At 73.4% G+C, this 17,010-nt stretch carries 14 protein-coding genes; 6 read left to right on the top strand and 8 right to left on the bottom strand.

What is annotated here, in order from left to right:
* Positions 1-33: 33 nt before the first annotated feature.
* Genes IE145_RS24550 through IE145_RS24535 form a run of 4 tightly spaced genes read right to left on the bottom strand, consistent with a single transcriptional unit; the run spans position 34 to position 4,886 of the window.
* On the bottom strand, positions 34-1,179 hold the full coding sequence (locus IE145_RS24550; RefSeq protein WP_189527619.1) for an XdhC family protein: 1,146 nt from the start codon (positions 1,177-1,179) through the stop codon (positions 34-36).
* A complete protein-coding gene (locus tag IE145_RS24545; protein WP_189527618.1) occupies positions 1,172-3,325 on the bottom strand; it encodes a xanthine dehydrogenase family protein molybdopterin-binding subunit in 2,154 nt (717 codons plus the stop codon). The genes IE145_RS24550 and IE145_RS24545 overlap by 8 nt, the downstream gene beginning before the upstream one ends.
* Positions 3,322-4,314, bottom strand: coding sequence for an FAD binding domain-containing protein (locus IE145_RS24540; RefSeq protein ID WP_189527617.1), 993 nt, complete (start codon positions 4,312-4,314; stop codon positions 3,322-3,324). The genes IE145_RS24545 and IE145_RS24540 overlap by 4 nt, the downstream gene beginning before the upstream one ends.
* Entirely contained in the window at positions 4,311-4,886 is a 576-nt protein-coding gene (locus IE145_RS24535) for a (2Fe-2S)-binding protein (protein WP_189527616.1), read from the bottom strand. Before IE145_RS24535 ends, IE145_RS24540 begins: the two co-directional genes overlap by 4 nt.
* 197 nt (positions 4,887-5,083) lie before the next feature.
* On the opposite strand from IE145_RS24535, the gene IE145_RS24530 reads away from it, so the two are divergent.
* On the top strand, positions 5,084-5,668 hold the full coding sequence (locus IE145_RS24530; RefSeq protein ID WP_189527615.1) for a TetR/AcrR family transcriptional regulator: 585 nt from the start codon (positions 5,084-5,086) through the stop codon (positions 5,666-5,668).
* A gap of 104 nt (positions 5,669-5,772) precedes the next feature.
* Positions 5,773-6,873: a hypothetical protein gene (locus IE145_RS24525; RefSeq protein WP_189527614.1), complete on the top strand. Its 1,101-nt coding sequence runs from the start codon at positions 5,773-5,775 to the stop codon at positions 6,871-6,873.
* Positions 6,874-6,919: 46 nt separating this feature from the next.
* Here IE145_RS24525 and IE145_RS24520 read toward each other — a convergent pair whose 3' ends face one another.
* Both IE145_RS24520 and IE145_RS24515 read right to left on the bottom strand, forming a co-directional pair.
* Positions 6,920-7,906: an alpha/beta fold hydrolase gene (locus tag IE145_RS24520; RefSeq protein ID WP_189527613.1), complete on the bottom strand. Its 987-nt coding sequence runs from the start codon at positions 7,904-7,906 to the stop codon at positions 6,920-6,922.
* Positions 7,907-8,116: 210 nt separating this feature from the next.
* Positions 8,117-9,040 carry an AEC family transporter gene (locus IE145_RS24515; RefSeq protein ID WP_189527612.1) on the bottom strand — a complete coding sequence of 308 codons (924 nt, stop codon included), beginning with the start codon at positions 9,038-9,040 and terminating at the stop codon, positions 8,117-8,119.
* A gap of 458 nt (positions 9,041-9,498) precedes the next feature.
* On the opposite strand from IE145_RS24515, the gene IE145_RS24510 reads away from it, so the two are divergent.
* The 3 genes from IE145_RS24510 (at position 9,499) to IE145_RS24500 (ending at position 12,525) form a co-directional block, all read left to right on the top strand.
* Positions 9,499-10,344: an MIP/aquaporin family protein gene (locus IE145_RS24510; protein WP_189527611.1), complete on the top strand. Its 846-nt coding sequence runs from the start codon at positions 9,499-9,501 to the stop codon at positions 10,342-10,344.
* 27 nt (positions 10,345-10,371) lie between these two features.
* Entirely contained in the window at positions 10,372-11,889 is a 1,518-nt protein-coding gene (glpK, locus tag IE145_RS24505; RefSeq protein WP_189527610.1) for a glycerol kinase GlpK, read from the top strand.
* 108 nt (positions 11,890-11,997) lie between these two features.
* The gene (locus IE145_RS24500) at positions 11,998-12,525 is read left to right on the top strand and encodes a GNAT family N-acetyltransferase (RefSeq protein ID WP_189527609.1); all 528 of its coding nucleotides are present in this window, start codon (positions 11,998-12,000) and stop codon (positions 12,523-12,525) included.
* A gap of 195 nt (positions 12,526-12,720) precedes the next feature.
* On the opposite strand, the gene IE145_RS24495 is transcribed toward IE145_RS24500, so the two are convergent.
* Both IE145_RS24495 and IE145_RS24490 read right to left on the bottom strand, forming a co-directional pair.
* On the bottom strand, positions 12,721-14,994 hold the full coding sequence (locus IE145_RS24495; protein WP_189527608.1) for a serine/threonine-protein kinase: 2,274 nt from the start codon (positions 14,992-14,994) through the stop codon (positions 12,721-12,723).
* A gap of 238 nt (positions 14,995-15,232) precedes the next feature.
* On the bottom strand, positions 15,233-16,222 hold the full coding sequence (locus tag IE145_RS24490) for an oxygenase MpaB family protein (protein ID WP_189527607.1): 990 nt from the start codon (positions 16,220-16,222) through the stop codon (positions 15,233-15,235).
* A gap of 143 nt (positions 16,223-16,365) precedes the next feature.
* Between IE145_RS24490 and IE145_RS24485 the strand changes: the two genes are divergently transcribed.
* Positions 16,366-16,974 carry a TetR/AcrR family transcriptional regulator gene (locus tag IE145_RS24485; protein ID WP_189527606.1) on the top strand — a complete coding sequence of 203 codons (609 nt, stop codon included), beginning with the start codon at positions 16,366-16,368 and terminating at the stop codon, positions 16,972-16,974.
* Positions 16,975-17,010: the final 36 nt, after the last annotated feature.

The following is a 17,010-nucleotide window of genomic DNA, read 5'->3' as shown; positions in this document are numbered from 1 at the left end:
TCCCGGCCGTCGTCGAGCGGATCCGGGGCGGCCTCAGAGCCGGCTGACGTCCCGTCGTGCCGGGCCGGGCTCCCGGTGGATGGGCTCCGCTCCCCCGGTCAGTGGCAGGCCCGTGCCGCCGCGCCGGGCCGCGACGATCTCCGCCGCGATGGAGAGCGCCGTCTCCTCCGGGGTCCGGGCTCCGAGGTCCAGGCCGATGGGCGACCGCAGGCGCTCCAGCTCACGGTCGCCGAGACCGGCCTCGCGCAGCCGTCGGGTCCGGTCCTCGTGGGTGCGGCGCGACCCCATCGCGCCGACGAACGCGGCGGGCATCCGCAACGCCTCCGTCAGGAGCGGCACGTCGAACCGGGCCTCGTGCGTGAGGACGCACAGCACGGTACGGGCGTCGGTGCGGGTGCGCCGCAGATAGCGGTGGGGCCAGTCGACGACGACCTCGTCGGCCTCGGGGAACCGGGCGGGCGTGGCGAAGACGGGCCGGGCGTCGCACACCGTCACATGGTGGCCCAGGAACTTGCCGGCCCGGACCAGCGCGGCGGCGAAGTCGACCGCCCCGAATACGATCATGCGGGGCGGCGGGACGCTGGTCTCGACGAGCAGGGTGAGGCCGCCGGGGCAGTGCGAGCCGTCCTCGGACAGGGCGACGGTGCCGGTGCGGCCGGTGTCCAGCAGGGCCGAGGCCTCGGCCGCCGCCGTACGGTCCAGCTCGGGGTGGCCGCCGAGCCCGCCCTCGTGGGAGCCGTCGGCGTGGACGAGCAGGGCTCGCCCCAGGAACCCGTCCGGGCCGTCCACCACCCGGGCGAGGGCCGCCGCCCCGCCGGACACCGCGGCGGCCAGGGCGGTCCGCAGCACCTCGCGCTCCGGTGCGCCGGACCGTACGGGCGTGACCAGGAGGTCCAGGACTCCGCCGCAGGTCAGGCCGACGGCGAAGGCGTCCTCGTCGCTGTAGCCGAAGCTCGCCCGGACGCTCTCGCCGGAGGTGAGGGCCTCGGCGCACAGTTCGTACACCGCGCCCTCCACGCAGCCGCCGGAGACCGAGCCGATCGCGGTGCCCTCGCTGTCGACGGCGAGGGCCGCCCCCGGCCCGCGCGGCGCGCTGCCGCCGACGGAGACGACGGTGGCGACCGCGAACTCCCGGCCCTCCGCCATCCATCGGTGCAGCTCACCGGCGATGTCAAGCATCCATCGCTCCCCCGGCGTGCGCCGGCCCGGTCGCGGCGAGGACCCGGTCGGGGCGGATCGGCAGATTCCGGTGGCGTACGCCGGTGGCGTGCCAGACCGCGTTGGCGACGGCCGCCGCCGCGCCCACGATGCCGATCTCCCCGACGCCCTTGATGCCGACCGGGTCGTCCGGGTCGTGGTCGTCCACCCAGTCCACCTCGATGGCGGGGGTGTCGGCGTGCGTGGCGACGTGGTAGCCCGCGAGGTCGGGGGCGTAGTGGCCGCCGGTGTTGTGGTCGCGGACCGCCTCCTCGTGCAGGGCCATGGAGATGCCCCAGGTCATCCCGCCGACGAGTTGGTTGCGGGCGGTGAGCGGGTTGACGATCCGGCCCGCCGCGAAGATGCCCAGCATGCGGCGCACCCGGATCTCGCCGGTGGCGGTGTCGACGGCGACCTCGGCGAACTGCGCGCCGAACGAATGGCGTTCCTTCCGGGCGAGCGCGCCGAGGGCCTCGGTGGTGTCGGACCGTACGGTGATCCCCTCCGGGGGGATCGACGTGGTCATCGCGAGGCGCTCGCGCAGTTCGGCGGCGGCCGCGGTGACCGCCCAGGCCCAGGAGCGGGTGCCCATGGATCCGCCGGCGATCATCGCGGGGCCGAAGTCGCTGTCGCCGATGCGGACCCGGACCTGTTCGGGTGCGGTCTCCAGTGCGTCGGCGGCGATCAGGGTGAGCGCGGTGCGGGCTCCGGTGCCGATGTCGGCGGCGGTGATCCGTACGGTGAAGGAGCCGTCCGCCTCCGCCGTGACCAGGGCCGTGGAGGGGGCGGCCCCGGCGCCGAAGGAGGCCGCCGCCGTGCCGGTGCCCAGCAGCCAGCGTCCCTCGCGGCGGACACCGGGGCGCGGGTCGCGGTCCGCCCAGCCGAACCTGCGGGCTCCTTCGCGGAAGCAGGCGGCGAGGTTGTTGCCGGCGAACGGGAGTCCCGAGACGGGGCCGGCCTCCGGCTCGTTGCGCAGGCGCAGTTCGATCGGGTCGATGCCGCCGTGTTCGGCGAGTTCGTCGAGGGCCGCCTCGATCGCGAACGATCCCGGGGCCTCCCCCGGTGCGCGCATCCAGGTCGGGGACGGCACGTCGAGGCGGACGACGTGGTTGGCGGTGCGGTGGGCGTCGGCGTCGTACAGCACCCGGGCGACGCCCGCGCTGGGCTCGACGAACTCGTACACCGTGGACGTCTGGTTCAGCGAGCGGTGTTCCAGCGCCAGCAGCCGGCCGTCGGGGGCCGCGCCGAGCCTGACCCGCTGGGTGGTGGGGCTGCGGTAGCCGCCGAGCGAGAACGTCTGACGCCGGGTCAGTACCACGCGCACCGGGCGTTGCAGGGCGGTGGCGGCCATCACGGCGGACACCTGGTGGGCGCGCAGCCCCTTGCTGCCGAAGCCGCCGCCGATGTGTTCGGAGCGGACCCGCACCGAGGACGCGTCGAGCGAGAACATCGCGGCCAACTCGCTCTGGACCCAGCCCGCGCCCTGGTTGGAGTCGACGACCTCCAGCCGGCCGCCCTCCCACCGGGCGGTCGCCGCGTGCGGCTCCATCATGCTGTGCTGCTCTTCGGGGGTGGTGTACTCGGCGTCCACCACGAAGGCGGAGGCGGCCAGTTGTGCCTCCAGGTCGCCCTTCTCCGTCTCGGCGGGCATGTGGCCCGCGGCGGGGTAGGCGCCGGGGTGGTCCGGGTGGAGCGCGGTGTCGTGCGGTTCGCTGTCGTACGTCACCACGAGCGCCTCGGCGGCTTCCCTGGCCTCCTCCGGGGTCTCGGCGACGACCAGGGCGACCGGCCAGCCGGCGAAGGGCACCCGGTCGTTCTGGAAGACGGCGCACGTCGGGTCGGGCGGGGTGCCGAGCATGCCGACGTAATCGGTGTTGAGCCGGGGGGCGTTGCCGTGGTGGAGCACGGTGAGCACGCCCGGCATGGCGAGGACCGGCGCGGTCTCCACGTCGAGGACGCGGCCACGGGTGACGGTGGAGAGCACGAGCCAGCCGTGGGCCAGGTCGGCGAAGGGTATCTCGCCCGCGTAGCGTGCCGCGCCGGTGACCTTGTCGCGGCCCTCGATGCGGGTGCGGGCGGTGCCGACGGCGCCGCGGAACACCGAGGGGCCCGGGGTGGTGGTGGTCATCGGGCGTCCTCCCCGGCGAGTTCGGTCAGGACGGAGACCACGAGGTTGCGCATGAGGGTCACCTTGTATCCGTTGTGGGGCAGCGGCCGGGCGGCGGCCAGCTCGGCGTCCGCGGCGGCGGCGAAGGTCGCGCCGTCGGCCGGAGCGCCGGTCAGGACGGCTTCGGCCGCGCGGGCGCGCCAGGGGCGGGAGGCGACGGCCCCGAGGGCGAGGCGCGCCTCGCGTATGCGGCCGTCCTCGATGGTGAGCGCGGCGGCGACGGAGCCGATGGCGAAGGCGTACGAGGCGCGCTCGCGCACCTTGCGGTAGCGGGAACGTGCGGCGACGGGCGCGGCGGGCAGGGTCACCTGGGTGATCAGCGCGCCGGGCGGCAGGGCGGTCTCCCGGTGCGGGGTGTCGCCGACGGGGAGGTAGAAGTCGGTGACCGGGACTTCGCCGGGGCCGTCGGCACTCTCGTAGGAGACGACGGCGTCGAGCGCGGTGAGGGCCACCCCCATGTCGGAGGGGTGCACGGCCACGCAGTGGTCGGAGGCGCCGAGGACGGCGTGGTTGTGGTGCTCGCCCGCGACGGCGGGGCAACCGGTGCCCGGGGCCCGCTTGTTGCAGGGCTGGGAGAGGTCGGTGAAGTAGCCGCAGCGGGTGCGCTGGAGGAGGTTGCCGCCGACGGTGGCCATGTTGCGCAGTTGCCCGGAGGCTCCGGCCAGCAGGGCCTGGGTCAACGCCGGGTAGTGGCGGCGGACTTCGGGGTGGACGGCGAGGTCGCTGTTGGTGACGGTCGCCCCGATGCGCAGGCCGCCGTCCGCCGTGGGTTCGATGCGGTCCAGGGGGAGTTCGCGGACGTCCACGAGGAGGGCGGGGCGTTCCACGCCGGTCTTCATCAGGTCCACGAGGTTGGTGCCGCCGCCGAGGTAGCGCGCGTCCGGGTCGGCGGCGAGGAGGGCGACGGCGCCGGTGACGTCGTGGGCGCGCCGATAGTCGAATTCCCTCATGCGGCGGCCTCCTCGGCGGCGGGTTTGCCGGCAGCCCGCTCCTCGGCGGCGCGGGCGACGGCCTGGACGATCGAGACGTACGCGCCGCAGCGGCACAGGTTGCCGCTCATCCGCTCGCGGATCTCCTCGGGCGTCAGCGGCGGCTGCCCCGCCTCGGGGGCCGGGTCGTCGGTGACGGCGCTCGGCCAGCCGGCCGCGTGCTCCTCGATGACGGCGATGGCCGAGCAGATCTGGCCGGGCGTGCAGTAGCCGCACTGGTAGCCGTCGAGGTCGAGGAAGGCCTGCTGGACGGGATGGAGTTCGTCCCCCTCGGCCACGCCTTCGATGGTGGTGATCCGGCGTCCCTCGGCCGCGACCGCGAGACTGAGGCAGGAGACGACGCGCCGATCGTCGACCAGGACGGTGCAGGCGCCGCACTGGCCCTGGTCGCAGCCCTTCTTGGTGCCGGTGAGGTCGAGGCGCTCGCGCAGGGCGTCGAGGAGCGTGGTGCGGTGGTCGATGGGCAGGTGGTGCTTCTCGCCGTTGATGTTCAGGGTGATCGCACTGGACGTCGACGAGGGCGCTGGGGCCATGTTCAGCCTTCTCTGGTGTCGGGTGACGAGGAGAACCAGGGCTTCGGTCGGCGACCGCGGGCCCCGGCCGGGAGTAAGGTGGCCCTAACCGGACCACTGTCCGCTTACCCGGAAAACGTAACGGACAGTTGTCCGGTTAACAAGGACGGGTTTCGGCCACGCCCCCCGAGTCCGGCCACACTCCCCGAGGAGGATCCGTGTCCCAGCAGCCGAAGAAGGACACCGCCCTGCGTTCGGACGCCCAGCGCAACCGCGAGCGCATCCTGCGGGTGGCCACGGTCGAGCTGACGCTGCGCGCGGACGCCCCGCTGAGCGCGATCGCCAAGAAGGCGGGGGTCGGGCAGGGCACCTTCTACCGCAACTTCCCCCACCGGGAGGCGCTGGTCCTGGAGGTCTACCGCTACGAGATGCAGCAGGTCGCCGACGCCGCCTGCGAGTTGCTGGAGACCCGGCCGCCGGAGAGGGCCCTGCGCGAGTGGATGGACCGCCTCGCCCGCTTCGCGATGACGAAGGCGGGTCTGGCGGACGCGATCCGGCTGGTGACCAGCGCGCCGGGCGGACCCGCCAGGCCCGGCCCCACCCCGGTGATGGAGGCGGCCGGAACCCTGCTCCGCGCCTGCGAGGACGCCGGCGCCATCCGCCCGGGGGTGACGCCGGACGACTTCTTCCTCGCCATCGCCGGTCTCTGGCAGATCGATCCGCAGGAGGACTGGGAGCCGAGGGCCGGCCGGCTCCTGGATCTCGTCATGGACGGGCTGCGCACGGGGGCGCCCGGCGGGTGACCGGGCCGCCCGTCGTCGCTGTCGCGGGGCCATGTGATGATGCCCCGTGAGCTGCGCGGACCTGGGGAGGGACCGGGCGCGGAAACAGCGACGGGAGCGGCGAGTTGAGCAAGGGCGGGGCGTCCGTACCGGACGAGGAGTGGGAGCGGTTCCTGAGAGAGTCCGAGGCGGGCAGCCCGGGCGCGCCCCAGGAACCGTCGGCGCGGGCCCGGATGGTGGCCCGGCGGCTCCAGGAGGAGCCCGGGCCGCCGCAGGGGTGGCGGACGCACCAGCCGCCCCGGCCCCGGCGCGGCAGGGGCTGGTACGCGGCCGGCCTGGCGGTCGTCGTGGTCCTGCTGGTCGCCGTGGCCGTCGCCCCCGGCCGGATCGCCGGCTGGTTCGACGGCGGGGACGCGGTGGATACCCTGCCCCTCACCGCGGAGACGGAGCGCCCGGACGGGCCGCCCGCCCAGGAAGGGGAAGGCCCGCTTCCCACACAGGACGAGCCGTTCGCCGGATCCCCCGCGGCACGGTGGGCCGACGGCGCGGCGGGCATCCATCTGCCCGCGCCCCGCGCGACCGGCTGGATGAGCAGGGCGGAGGTCGGCACGGCGCTGGACCGCACCCGGGACTTCCTCGTCGCCTCCAGCCTCGACCCTGCCGTGCGGCACGGCGAGCGCCCCACGAAGGCCATGGCGCTCATCAACCCGCACCAGGCGGACGTGCAGGCCTACTTGAAGAAGGCGTTCCGCGCGCCCGACCGCGAGAACGACCCGCTCCTGCTGTTCAGCCGCTTCCGGTCCGCCGAGGTGCGGCCGGTCGGCGACGTGGTCAAGACGCGCGGCCGGGTCACCTTCCGGGAGGGCGAGAAGGGCGCGGTGGAGATGTCCACCGACGTCACCTACGTCTACCCGGTCATGCGCGCCACGGGCGACGACGAGGTCGCGCGCACCATCGTGCGCCGCGAGGTGGTGCTGAGCTGGGACGACCCGGCGAAGATCGTGATCGAGCCGGGGACGTTCTCCCTCGCCTCCTACAAGGTCGACACCACCAACGGCGGTTGCGACACCTACACCGGCTATCTGGTCCCCGCGTTCCTCGCCGACCGCACCACCTCCGCCGGGGGCGACGGCCCGGCGGTCGACCCGTACGACCGCAGCACGCCGATCGAGGAGCGGATGCGGGAGGGCGGCGACCGGGGCTGCGGCACCGCCACCCGTTCCTGAGCCCGGCCCGTCCGGTCCGCCGGGCCGGACGCACGGCCTGCCGGGTTCAGCCCTGGAGGGTGGCGAGCCAGCCGGTCAGCAGGCTGTTCACCTCATGGGGGCGTTCCTGCTGGATCCAGTGTCCGCAGCCATCCAGGAGGTGGGAGCCGGACAGGGCGGGCAAGGTGGTGGGGTAGGCGTCGATGGCGTCGGCCATCCAGGTGGTGGATGCGTCTGCGGTGCCGCCGATGAACAGGGCGGGCTGGGTGATCGGGGCGCCGCGGTGGGGAGCGAGGTCTTCCCAGTCGCGGTCCATGGAGCGGTAGCGGTTGAGGGCGCCGGTGAGTCCGGTGCGCTCGAACTCCCCGGCGTAGACGTCGAGGTCGTCCTCGGTCAGCCAGGAAGGCAGCGGACCGGAGGGGAAACGGTCGCGCAGCCGCCCGCCGCGGGCGACGAAGTGCGGGTCGGGCTCGCCCCGATCCGGCATGGTGTCGGCGGAGAGAGCGGCGTAGAAGCCGGCGAGCCAGCCCCGTACGTCGGGCTCGATCTCCGCCTCGGCGCGGCCGGGCTCCTGGAAGTAGGAGACGTAGAACTCCTGCTCGGGGCCTCCGATCCGGCCGAAGACGTCAGAGGGGCGGGGGCCGCCGGGCGGCGCGTACGGAACGCTCAGCAAGCCGACCGCGCTGAAGACCTCCGGGTGGAGGAGTGCGGAAGTGGCGGCAATGGTGGAGCCCCAGTCGTGGCCGGCCACCACCGCGCTCTCCTCACCGAGGGCGCGCACGACGGCCACGTTGTCCTCCACCAGGTCGAGCAGGCGGTAGGCGTCGGCCGCGGCGGGCTTCGAGGACCGGCCGTAGCCGCGCACGTCGATCGCCACGGCCCGGTAGCCGGCCGCGGCCAGGGCCGGGAGCTGGTGGCGCCAGGAGTACCAGGACTCGGGAAAACCGTGCACGAGCAGGACCAGCGGGCCGCTGCCCTGTTCGACCAGGTGCAGGCGCCCGGCCGGGGTCTCGACGGTGCGGTGGCGAAGTACGGCGGTCGGCTCGGATCCCATGGCGCTTCTCCTCGGTTCGGGCGGCCTGCGGATACCGACCGATCATGCGGCGCGGCGGTCGCCCGGCGCCATGGGCGTTGCCATTCCGGCAAACTCGCGGGACAGGTGTGTCCTCGGCGATCAGGTTCTCGCACCGGCTGCCGGGATGGCGCCGGGTCCGGCACCCGCGAGCCTCGTCGGCGGCTACAGCGCCGCTCGGGTGGCGGGCCGTCAGCCCAGCAGCGCCGCGACGGTGATGAGCGCCGGGACCGACAGCAGCGTGGACAGCAGGATGGAGTCCCGTGCGAACCGCTCGGCGACCCGGAAGTGCGAGGCGTACGTGAACAGGTTCTGGGCGGCCGGGAGCGCCGCGATCACGACGACGTCCAGCAGCGCCTCGCCCCGCAGGCGGAACAGGCCCGCGCCGACGGCCCAGGCGACGATCGGCTGGGCGACGGTCTTGAGCAGGGCGGAGAGATACAGCACGCCCCGGTCCTGCCCACGGCCGGGCCTCTCGGCGCCGCGCAGGGACATCCCGAAGGCGAGAAGGACCGCGGGGACCGACATGTTGCCGATGAGGACGAGCGGTTCGAGCAGCGGGCCGGGCAGGGTCAGGCCGGACGCCGCCACCGTCACCCCGGACAGCGATCCGATCGCCATCGGGTTGCGCAGGGGGGTGGTCAGCCGCCGCAGGACCGACACGGGCTCCCCGGGGCGGCTGAGGTCGAGGACGGTCAGGGCCAGCGGGGTCACCACGATCTGCTGGAGCAGCAGGACCGGCGCGACGAGTGAGGCGTCGCCGAGCACGTAGACGGCGATCGGGATGCCCAGGTTCCCGGCGTTGACGTAGCTGGAGCACAGGGCGCCGATCGTGACCCGCCCGGCGTCCCAGCGCAGGAACGGCCCCGCCACCGCGACGAACACGACGGCCGCGGCACCGGTGGCGATGGCCGTGACCAGCAGCCGCCGCGACAGGACGACGGACAGGTCGGCGCCCGCGAGCATGGTGAAGAGCAGGGCCGGGGTCGCGACGTTGAAGGCGAGCCGGGTCAGCACGGTGCGGCCGTCCTGCCCCACATAGCCGCGGCGTCCTATGACGTATCCGACGGCGACGACGGCGGCGATCACCGTGAATCCGGTGAGAACTCCCTGCATGTCTTCCTTGCGGGTGGATCAGGCGGGGTGGGCGACCGCCGACGGGAACGCCTGGTCGGGCATGTGCCGGGACAGCCTCTCAGAGCGGTGGCCGCGCCCCTGAGGCGGGGGCGCGGCCACCGGTCGGCGGATGGTCCGGTCCGGCGGCTCCGGGGCGGTACCGGAGCCGCCTGCACGCTCACTCCGTCACGTGGTGGGCCCGGTCCACGACCTGCGGGCCGTAGCCGGTCCGCTCGCCGACACGTTCCGGACGTCGTCGGTCAGCAACCGATGCGCGTACGTCGGCGAGGGGACGCCCTCGTCGGTCTCCGGTCCGTCGGTTCCCCGTGCGCAGGGCGCCGCACCGGCACCCCCGCGCGTTCGTATCGCCCGAAATGCCCCTTCCGCCGAATCGCCTTAGCCTGCTGACACTGCTCGGATAGTCGACAGCCGGCACCGTCGGCGGAGGGCGAGCTTCCATGGCTGAGCTACGTAAGAAGTCCGGACTGGTCGGCGAGTTGTCGGCCGAGTTCGCGGGCACGATGATCCTCATCCTCTTCGGCTGCGGTGTCGTGGCCCAGGTGGCAGCAGGCGGAGCCCTGACGGATCCGGCCGGCGGACTCGGGGACCACGACAGCATCGCCTGGGCGTGGGGGCTGGGCGTCACGCTCGGCGTCTATGTCGCGGCGCGGCTGAGCGGGGCCCATATCAACCCCGCGGTGACCCTGGCGCTGGCCGCGTTCAAGGGGTTCCCGTGGAAGAAGGTCGCCCCCTACGCGGTGGCACAGACGGCCGGGGCGTTCGTGGGCGCGCTGATCGTCCGCTGGAACTACAGCGAGGCGCTGGCGAAGGCCGACCCCGGACACACCATCAAGACGCAAGGGGTGTTCTCCACCCTGCCCGCCAACGGAAATCCGGCGCTGCCGGTGCACGAATGGGGCGCCTTCCGCGACCAGATCATCGGCACCGCCATCCTGCTGCTGCTGATCCTGGCCGTCACCGACATGCTCAACACCCCGCCCGGCGCGAACCTGGGCCCGTTCATCATCGGCCTGATCGTGGTCGCGATCGGCATGGCCTGGGGAACGAACGCCGGGTACGCGATCAACCCGGCCCGTGACTTCGGCCCCCGGCTGGCGAGCTTCCTCACCGGGTACGGCGGGGCGTGGCGGGACCAGTACGGGAATCTCTACTTCTGGGTCCCCATCATCGGCCCGCTGCTCGGCGGCCTGTTGGGCGCGGGGCTCTACAAGTTCCTCGTCGGACGCTTCCTGCCGTCCGCCGAACCCGAACCGCCGGGCCGGGTCCCGGCGCCCCAGGACTGACCACAGCGCCCGGAGAGGCAGCACATCATGGCGGACTTCATCGGCGCGGTGGACCAGGGGACCACCAGCACCCGATTCATGATCTTCGATCACGGCGGCAACGAGGTCGCCAAGCACCAGCTGGAGCACGAGCAGATCCTGCCCCGCTCCGGCTGGGTGGAGCACGATCCCGTGGAGATCTGGGAGCGCACCAACTCGGTGATCCAGAACGCCCTGCGGCACGGCGGCCTGTCACCGACCGACCTGGTGTCCATCGGGATCACCAACCAGCGGGAGACCACGGTGGTCTGGGACCCGCGCAACGGGCGGCCCTACTACAACGCCATCGTGTGGCAGGACACCCGTACGGACGTCATCGCCGCGAACCTGGAGCGTTCGGGGAAGGGCGAGGTCATCCGCCGCAAGGCCGGGCTGCCACCGGCGACGTACTTCTCCGGCGGCAAGATCCAGTGGATCCTGGAGAACGTCGACGGCGTACGGGGGGCGGCCGAGGCCGGTCACGCGATCTTCGGCAACACGGACGCCTGGGTCCTGTGGAACCTGACCGGCGGCCCGAACGGCGGTATCCACGCCACCGACGTGACCAACGCCAGCCGCACCATGCTGATGAACCTGGAGACCCTCGACTGGGACGAGGAACTCCTGGACTTCTTCGGCATCCCCCGGGCGATGCTCCCGAAGATCAACCCCTCGTCGCACCCCGACGCCTACGGCTCCACGCGCACCTCCCGGCCGCTGAGCGCCGCCATTCCCATCGGCGGTGTCCTCGGCGACCAGCAGGCGGCCACCGTCGGCCAGGTGTGCTTCTCCCCCGGCGAGGCCAAGAACACCTACGGGACCGGCAACTTCCTGGTGCTCAACACCGGTTCCGAGCTGGTCCGTTCCGAGAACGGCCTGCTCACCACGGTGGCGTACCAGTTCGGCGACGAACCGGTGGTCTACGCCCTGGAGGGGTCCATCGCCGTCACCGGATCCGCCGTGCAGTGGCTGCGCGACCAGATGAAGATCATCAAGTCCGCGCCGGAGAGCGAGGAGCTGGCCCGCAGCGTCCAGGACAACGGCGGGATGTACTTCGTGCCCGCGTTCTCCGGCCTGTTCGCGCCGTACTGGCGCTCCGACGCCCGCGGCGCGATCGTCGGCCTGGCCCGGTACAACGACAACGCCCACCTGGCGCGGGCCACGCTGGAGGCCATCTGTTACCAGAGCCGCGATGTGGTCGAGGCGATGGAGCAGGACTCCGGAGTCCATCTGGACGTGCTCAAGGTCGACGGCGGCGTCACCGCCAACGACCTGTGCATGCAGATCCAGTCGGACGTCCTCGGCGTCGAGGTGAGCCGTCCCGTGGTCGCCGAGACGACCGCTCTCGGCGCCGCCTACGCGGCGGGTCTCGCCGCCGGCTTCTGGCAGAACACCGACGAACTGCGCGCCCAGTGGCACGAGTCGAAGCGCTGGTCGCCCCAGTGGTCCGAGAAGCAGCGCGCGGAGGGCTACGCGGGCTGGAAGCGGGCGGTGGAGCGCACCCTCGACTGGGTGAAGGTGCCCTGACACGCTCGCACGGGTCCTGACCGGCTCGCCCAGGTCCTGATGCGCAGGTCCTGACGCGCTCGCGTAGGTTGGGCCGGTCCCTCCCGCCATCCCGACGAGGACCGGCCCATGCCCAGCACCACCAGCATCCGCCTGATAGAGCCCGCCGACGCCGCCGCGATCGCCGCCCACCGGGTACGGGACGCCGAGGCGTTCCGGCCGTGGGAACCGGCCCAGCCGGACGACTTCTTCACCCCTCGGGGCCAGGAGGAGCGGATCGAGGGCCTGTTGGCGGGGTACCGGGCCGGTACGGTCTGGCCGGGTGCGGTGCTCGCCGGTGACGAGGTGATCGGTCAGGTCACCATCGGGGGCATCCTGCCGCAGCCGCATCTGCGCCGTGGCTCCGTCGGCTACTGGATCGCCTCCGTCGCCCAGAACCGGGGCCACGCCGGGAACGCCGTCGGGCTCGCCCTCCGCGTCATGCGGGAGGAGCTGAATCTGCACCGCGCCGAGGCGTCCACCAATCTGGAGAACCTGCCCTCCCAACGGGTGCTGCGCCGCAACGGGTTCACCCCGTACGGCGTCGCGCACGCCGCGATCCTCCTCGACGGGAGCTGGCGGGACGGGCTGCTGTGGGAGCGGATCCTCGGCGACTGAGCGGGCCGCGCAGACAGCAGGGCGGTCCGTTGGTGTTCCTGCTGACCGGTCTGACGGCCGATCCCCTCCGGGAGGGCGTCGGAACCTGCCTCCTGACCGGTCCCGGCAGCGCCTCGATGGCCGCCGCCCTCGACGACGCCGGACGGCGGCCGCGGCTGCGGATCGCGGAGGAGGGCGGGCAGGGAGCCGCCGGGGTCAGCTCGACCTCGGCGGCTTCCGCGCGTCGATGGCGAAGAGGGTGTTCTTCGCCGCGGCCACGAACAGTACGCGCCCCGAGACGGTCACGCGCGGGCTCGCGTTCAGCTCCCCCGCCAGCCCGTCGGCCCGCGGGTCCGTCGACCACAGCGTCCTGCCGTCGTTCGGCGACAGCGCGACGACCCGGCCGCTGGCGGAGCTGAAGTACACCGCGCCGTCACCCGCGGCGGGCCCCGACGCGCCTTCCACGCCCGTCTGCCGCTCCCACTTCTTCTCGCCCGTCGCAGCGTCGAACGCCGTGACGAGACCTGTCTGCCCGCTCAGGTGGACCGTGCCGTCCGCCATGCCGGGCGTACCGTCGTACACCTTGTCGAACCGGGAGTACGTCACCTTCCCCGAGGCGGGGTCGACGCGGGCCAACCCGTCGTACCCGGCGTGCGCGACGCCCTCGAAGGACGGGGAGAGGAGTACGAGGGAGCCGTCGGCGTCGCCGACCGGCACAACGGGTCCTTCGACCGTGATGGGCCTGCCCAGCTCCCCGGAGTCGAGGGCGAGCGTACGCAGGGTGGGGCTGCGCCGATCGAGGGCGTCGATCTCCGCGTCGGTCGCGCACATCGCCAGAAGCCTCGGGCCCTCCGGCACGGGCGCGCACTGGGTGCCGGCGGGGAACGGCGCCGTCCAGGCGACCTCGCCGCTGTGGGCGTCCCGGGCCTCGAAGCGGGAGTTGGAGGCGTCGACGGTCACCACGGCGGAACCGGCCACGACGGCGTCCCGGGTCCGGCCGGTGACAGCCGTCGACTGGGCGCCCGACGGGGTGGACCACAGCTCCTCGCCGCTGTCCGCGTCGAGGGCCACCACCTCGGTGGGCGGGCCCTGCGGGGCGTCCTGGTCGGCGATGCGGTAGCCGATCACGGTGTCATCGGTGGCGCCCACCATGTGCATGCCCTGGGCCGGGACGCCCGGGCTCTTCGCGGTCCAGACCCGCGATCCGTCCGCGGGGTTCACCCGGGTCGCGATGACGCCTCCGCCCCCGCAGAACAGCGCGTCGTCGCGGGCCACGCAGCGCAACTCGTCGGGGATGTCCTCGCGGCCGCCCGGCACGGTCGTCCGCCACGGCTCGAAGCCGTCCGGAAGGGTGCCGCCCGGTGCGGCGGCGCTCCGCCCGGCGTCCGCGCCCCGGCCGTCCGTGCCGTCGCCGTTCCCGTCGGCGCCGCTCGTCGTCAGCGCGGCGACTCCCCCGCCGATCGCCGCCACCGCGACCGCCGCGGCGAGCACGGGCCGCCACCGGCGCCGCAGCCGGCCGCCGATCGCGGTGCCGGTGCGGCCGGCGTCGGGAGCGGCGGGCGTGGTCCGGACTGCCGGTGCGGGGGTGGTCGGGGGCGGGGTCTCCGGTGTCATGAGGTGGTGCTGGGTGAGCATGTCGCGGGTCCGGCCCGCCCCCGGCCCGCCGGTGGCGGGCCCGCCCAGGTCGGCCGGCAGGTCACGCAGCAGTACGAGGAGTTCGTCCGTCGAGGGGCGCCCCTCGGGCTCCTTGTCCAGGCACGGTTCGACGACCGCGCGCAGGGCATCCGGCACGGCGCCCAACGACGGCTCGTCGTGCACCACTTGATAGGCCGTTATATAGGGGCTGTCCGCGTCGAAGGGCCCGTGGCCCGTCGCGGCGTACACCAAAAGCGTCCCCAGCGAGAAGACGTCGGAGCGCGGCCCCACGCCGCGCGGCGCCTGCAACTGCTCGGGCGACATGAAGGGCGGCGTACCGATGACCCGCCCGGTCATCGTCAGCGTCTCCTGGTCCACGGCGCGCGAGATGCCGAAGTCGATGACGCGGGGGCCTTCGGCCGAGAGGACCACGTTCGAGGGCTTCAGGTCGCGGTGGACGACGCCCACCCGGTGGATGTCGCGCAGCGCCTCGGCGAGACCGATGGCGAGGCTCCGCAGCTCCGGCCCGTTCAGGGGGCCCTGGTCGGTGATGCGCTGGGCGAGCGTGGGCCCCTCGATGTACGTCGTCGCCATCCACGGCTGGTCGGCCTCGGGGGCGGCGTCGACCACGGCCGCGGTGAACGCTCCGCTCACCCGCCGTGCGGCGGCCACCTCCTGCCGGAACCGGATGCGGAACTCGTCGTCCCCCGCGAAATGCTGGTGGATCAGCTTGATCGCGATGCGCCGGCCGGAGCTCGTACGGGCCAGGAAGACCGTGCCCATGCCACCCGAGCCGAGCCGCTCCTCCAGCGGATAACCGCCGATCTCGGCTGGATCACCTCCGCGCAGCGACACTCTCCCCGACCTCCCGTTCCCCGTGTGTCCGTCTCCGCCACCACGGGCCTGCTCATCCGTGCTGCACACAAACTAGCCGCAGGGTGGTACGACGGAGCAAAGCGGGTGACGTACAGGGTGCGGGCGCCCGGGGGCGGGACTCCCGGGGCGGGATTCCCGGGGCGGGGCTCCCGGGGGGGGCGGGGCTCGCCCGTCGGCCGCGTCGGTCACGAGGGCCGGTGCTCGGTGCACAGTGCCGTCAGTCGCGAAGGCCGCCTCTCGGTACGTAGTGCTGCGGGAGCCCTCGCCGGTCCTCGGGCGGCAGGTTCCGGGCCGGTGTCTCCACGGGGCCCGGTACGGACCGGCCCCGTTCGCGGTCCCAGCCCGCCCGGGCGCGCGGGTGGAAGCGGTACCGCTCGGGGACGTACCGCCAGGCGTGGTGCACCGACCGGCCCAGCACCAGCAGCAGGCGTTCGTCGTGGGGCGTCCAGCGCAGCCCCAGGCGGTCGCGGACAGTCTGCGGATACAGGCCGACCGTGATCCACAGGGTCAGCCGGACGAGCGGGACGCGGGCGAGGGCCCACAGTGGCGACGGCAGCCACCGCAGGAGGGGCGGCCGGGCGATACGTCGCATGTTCAGGACGTCCCGGGTCGGCCGGTTGTCCTCCAGGACGTCGGCGCACATGTGGTCCCAGTACCGCTGGAACTCCTCCCAGCTGCCGGGGACCGGTTTCATCGAGAGGCCGTACAGCGCGTACCAGCGGACGTGCTCGTCGAAGAGCGTGCGCCGTTGCGCCTCGCTGAGGCCGCCGCCGAAACGCTCGGCGACGTGCACGGTCAGCATGAAGAACGTGGCGTGCGCCCAGTAGAACGTGCCCGGGTCGAGCGCGTGGTACGGGCGGCCGTGCGCGTCGGTCCCGCTGATCGCGGCGTGGTAGCCGCGCACCTCGCGGGCCGTGCGGGCGGCGAGCGGGCCGTCGTAGACCACGCCCCCGATCGGGTACAGCGAGCGGAAGAGGCGTTCCCAGCGCTCCTCGAAGAAGCGTGAGTGCTCGGCGACGCCCGCGCCGAGCTCGGGGTGCATGTTCTGCATCGATCCGGCCCAGGGGGCGAGGAGGAGGCCCCTCCAGTCGCCGAACCAGCGCCAGGTGAGGGAATCGGGGCCGAGCGGTTCGGGGCTTCTCGGGCCGGTCGGGCCGGTCGGGCCGGTCGGGTGGGATCCGTGCGGTCCGTGCGGTGACGCTGTCACGTGTACCTCCGCTGGGGTTCTCCGTTGCGAGGCCGTGGAGAGCAATCTGATGACACCTGTCCTCAGGCTAGAATGTGCGGACACCTGTCGTCAATTGCTTGAGCAGTGATCGATTACGTGAACAGAACATGGGGGAACCGGAGTTGACGGACCGGAGCTGGGGCGGCACCAAGCTCGCCGATCGTCGCGCCGCCCGTCGGCGAACGCTGCTGGACGTCGCCGAGCGCCTGGCCGGCGAGGAGGGGTGCGCGGCCGTCACGGTCCGGTCCGTCTGCCGTGGGGCGCGCCTGACGGACCGCTATTTCTACGAGAGCTTCACCGGCCGCGACGACCTGCTCCTCGCCGCCTTCGAGCGGGTCGCCGACGAGGCCCGAAGTGCACTGGAGGGGGCGGTGGCGATCGGCGACCCGCAGCGCGAGGTCCGGGCCCGGGCCGCCGTCTCCGCCTTCGTCGCCCTGGTCCTGGACGCGCCGCACAAGGGCCGTCTGCTGCTCCTGGAGCCCTTCGCCGACCCGGTGCTCGGGGCCCGCAGCCACCTGCTCATGCCGGCCTTCACCGACCTGGTCGGCGGCCAGCTCGCCGGCACGGGGGACGACATCGACCGCCGCCTGGCCGCGCACGCCCTGGTAGGCGGTCTGGCGAACCTCTTCGCGGGGTGGCTGCACGGCACGCTCGACGTACCGCGCGAACGGCTGGAGGCGCACTGCGTGGACCTGGTGCTCGCGGCGACCTCGTCCGGATCCGGGCCGTAGGCACCCCCCTCATGCCGTGGGCGACGACGGCTACGG

This window comes from Streptomyces sindenensis (assembly GCF_014649035.1).
Taxonomy (GTDB): Bacteria; Actinomycetota; Actinomycetes; order Streptomycetales; family Streptomycetaceae; genus Streptomyces; species Streptomyces sindenensis.
Note: the sequence above shows the minus strand (reverse complement) of the source record. Positions and strands in the feature narration are given on the sequence as shown.

Coding starts and splice junctions, on each gene's coding strand:
- IE145_RS24550 (WP_189527619.1), bottom strand. CDS start 1,179: ATGCTTGACATCGCCGGTGAGCTGCACCGATGGATGGCGGAGGGCCGG.
- IE145_RS24545 (WP_189527618.1), bottom strand. CDS start 3,325: ATGACCACCACCACCCCGGGCCCCTCGGTGTTCCGCGGCGCCGTCGGC.
- IE145_RS24540 (WP_189527617.1), bottom strand. CDS start 4,314: ATGAGGGAATTCGACTATCGGCGCGCCCACGACGTCACCGGCGCCGTC.
- IE145_RS24535 (WP_189527616.1), bottom strand. CDS start 4,886: ATGGCCCCAGCGCCCTCGTCGACGTCCAGTGCGATCACCCTGAACATC.
- IE145_RS24520 (WP_189527613.1), bottom strand. CDS start 7,906: ATGGGATCCGAGCCGACCGCCGTACTTCGCCACCGCACCGTCGAGACC.
- IE145_RS24515 (WP_189527612.1), bottom strand. CDS start 9,040: ATGCAGGGAGTTCTCACCGGATTCACGGTGATCGCCGCCGTCGTCGCC.
- IE145_RS24510 (WP_189527611.1), top strand. CDS start 9,499: ATGGCTGAGCTACGTAAGAAGTCCGGACTGGTCGGCGAGTTGTCGGCC.
- glpK (WP_189527610.1), top strand. CDS start 10,372: ATGGCGGACTTCATCGGCGCGGTGGACCAGGGGACCACCAGCACCCGA.
- IE145_RS24500 (WP_189527609.1), top strand. CDS start 11,998: ATGCCCAGCACCACCAGCATCCGCCTGATAGAGCCCGCCGACGCCGCC.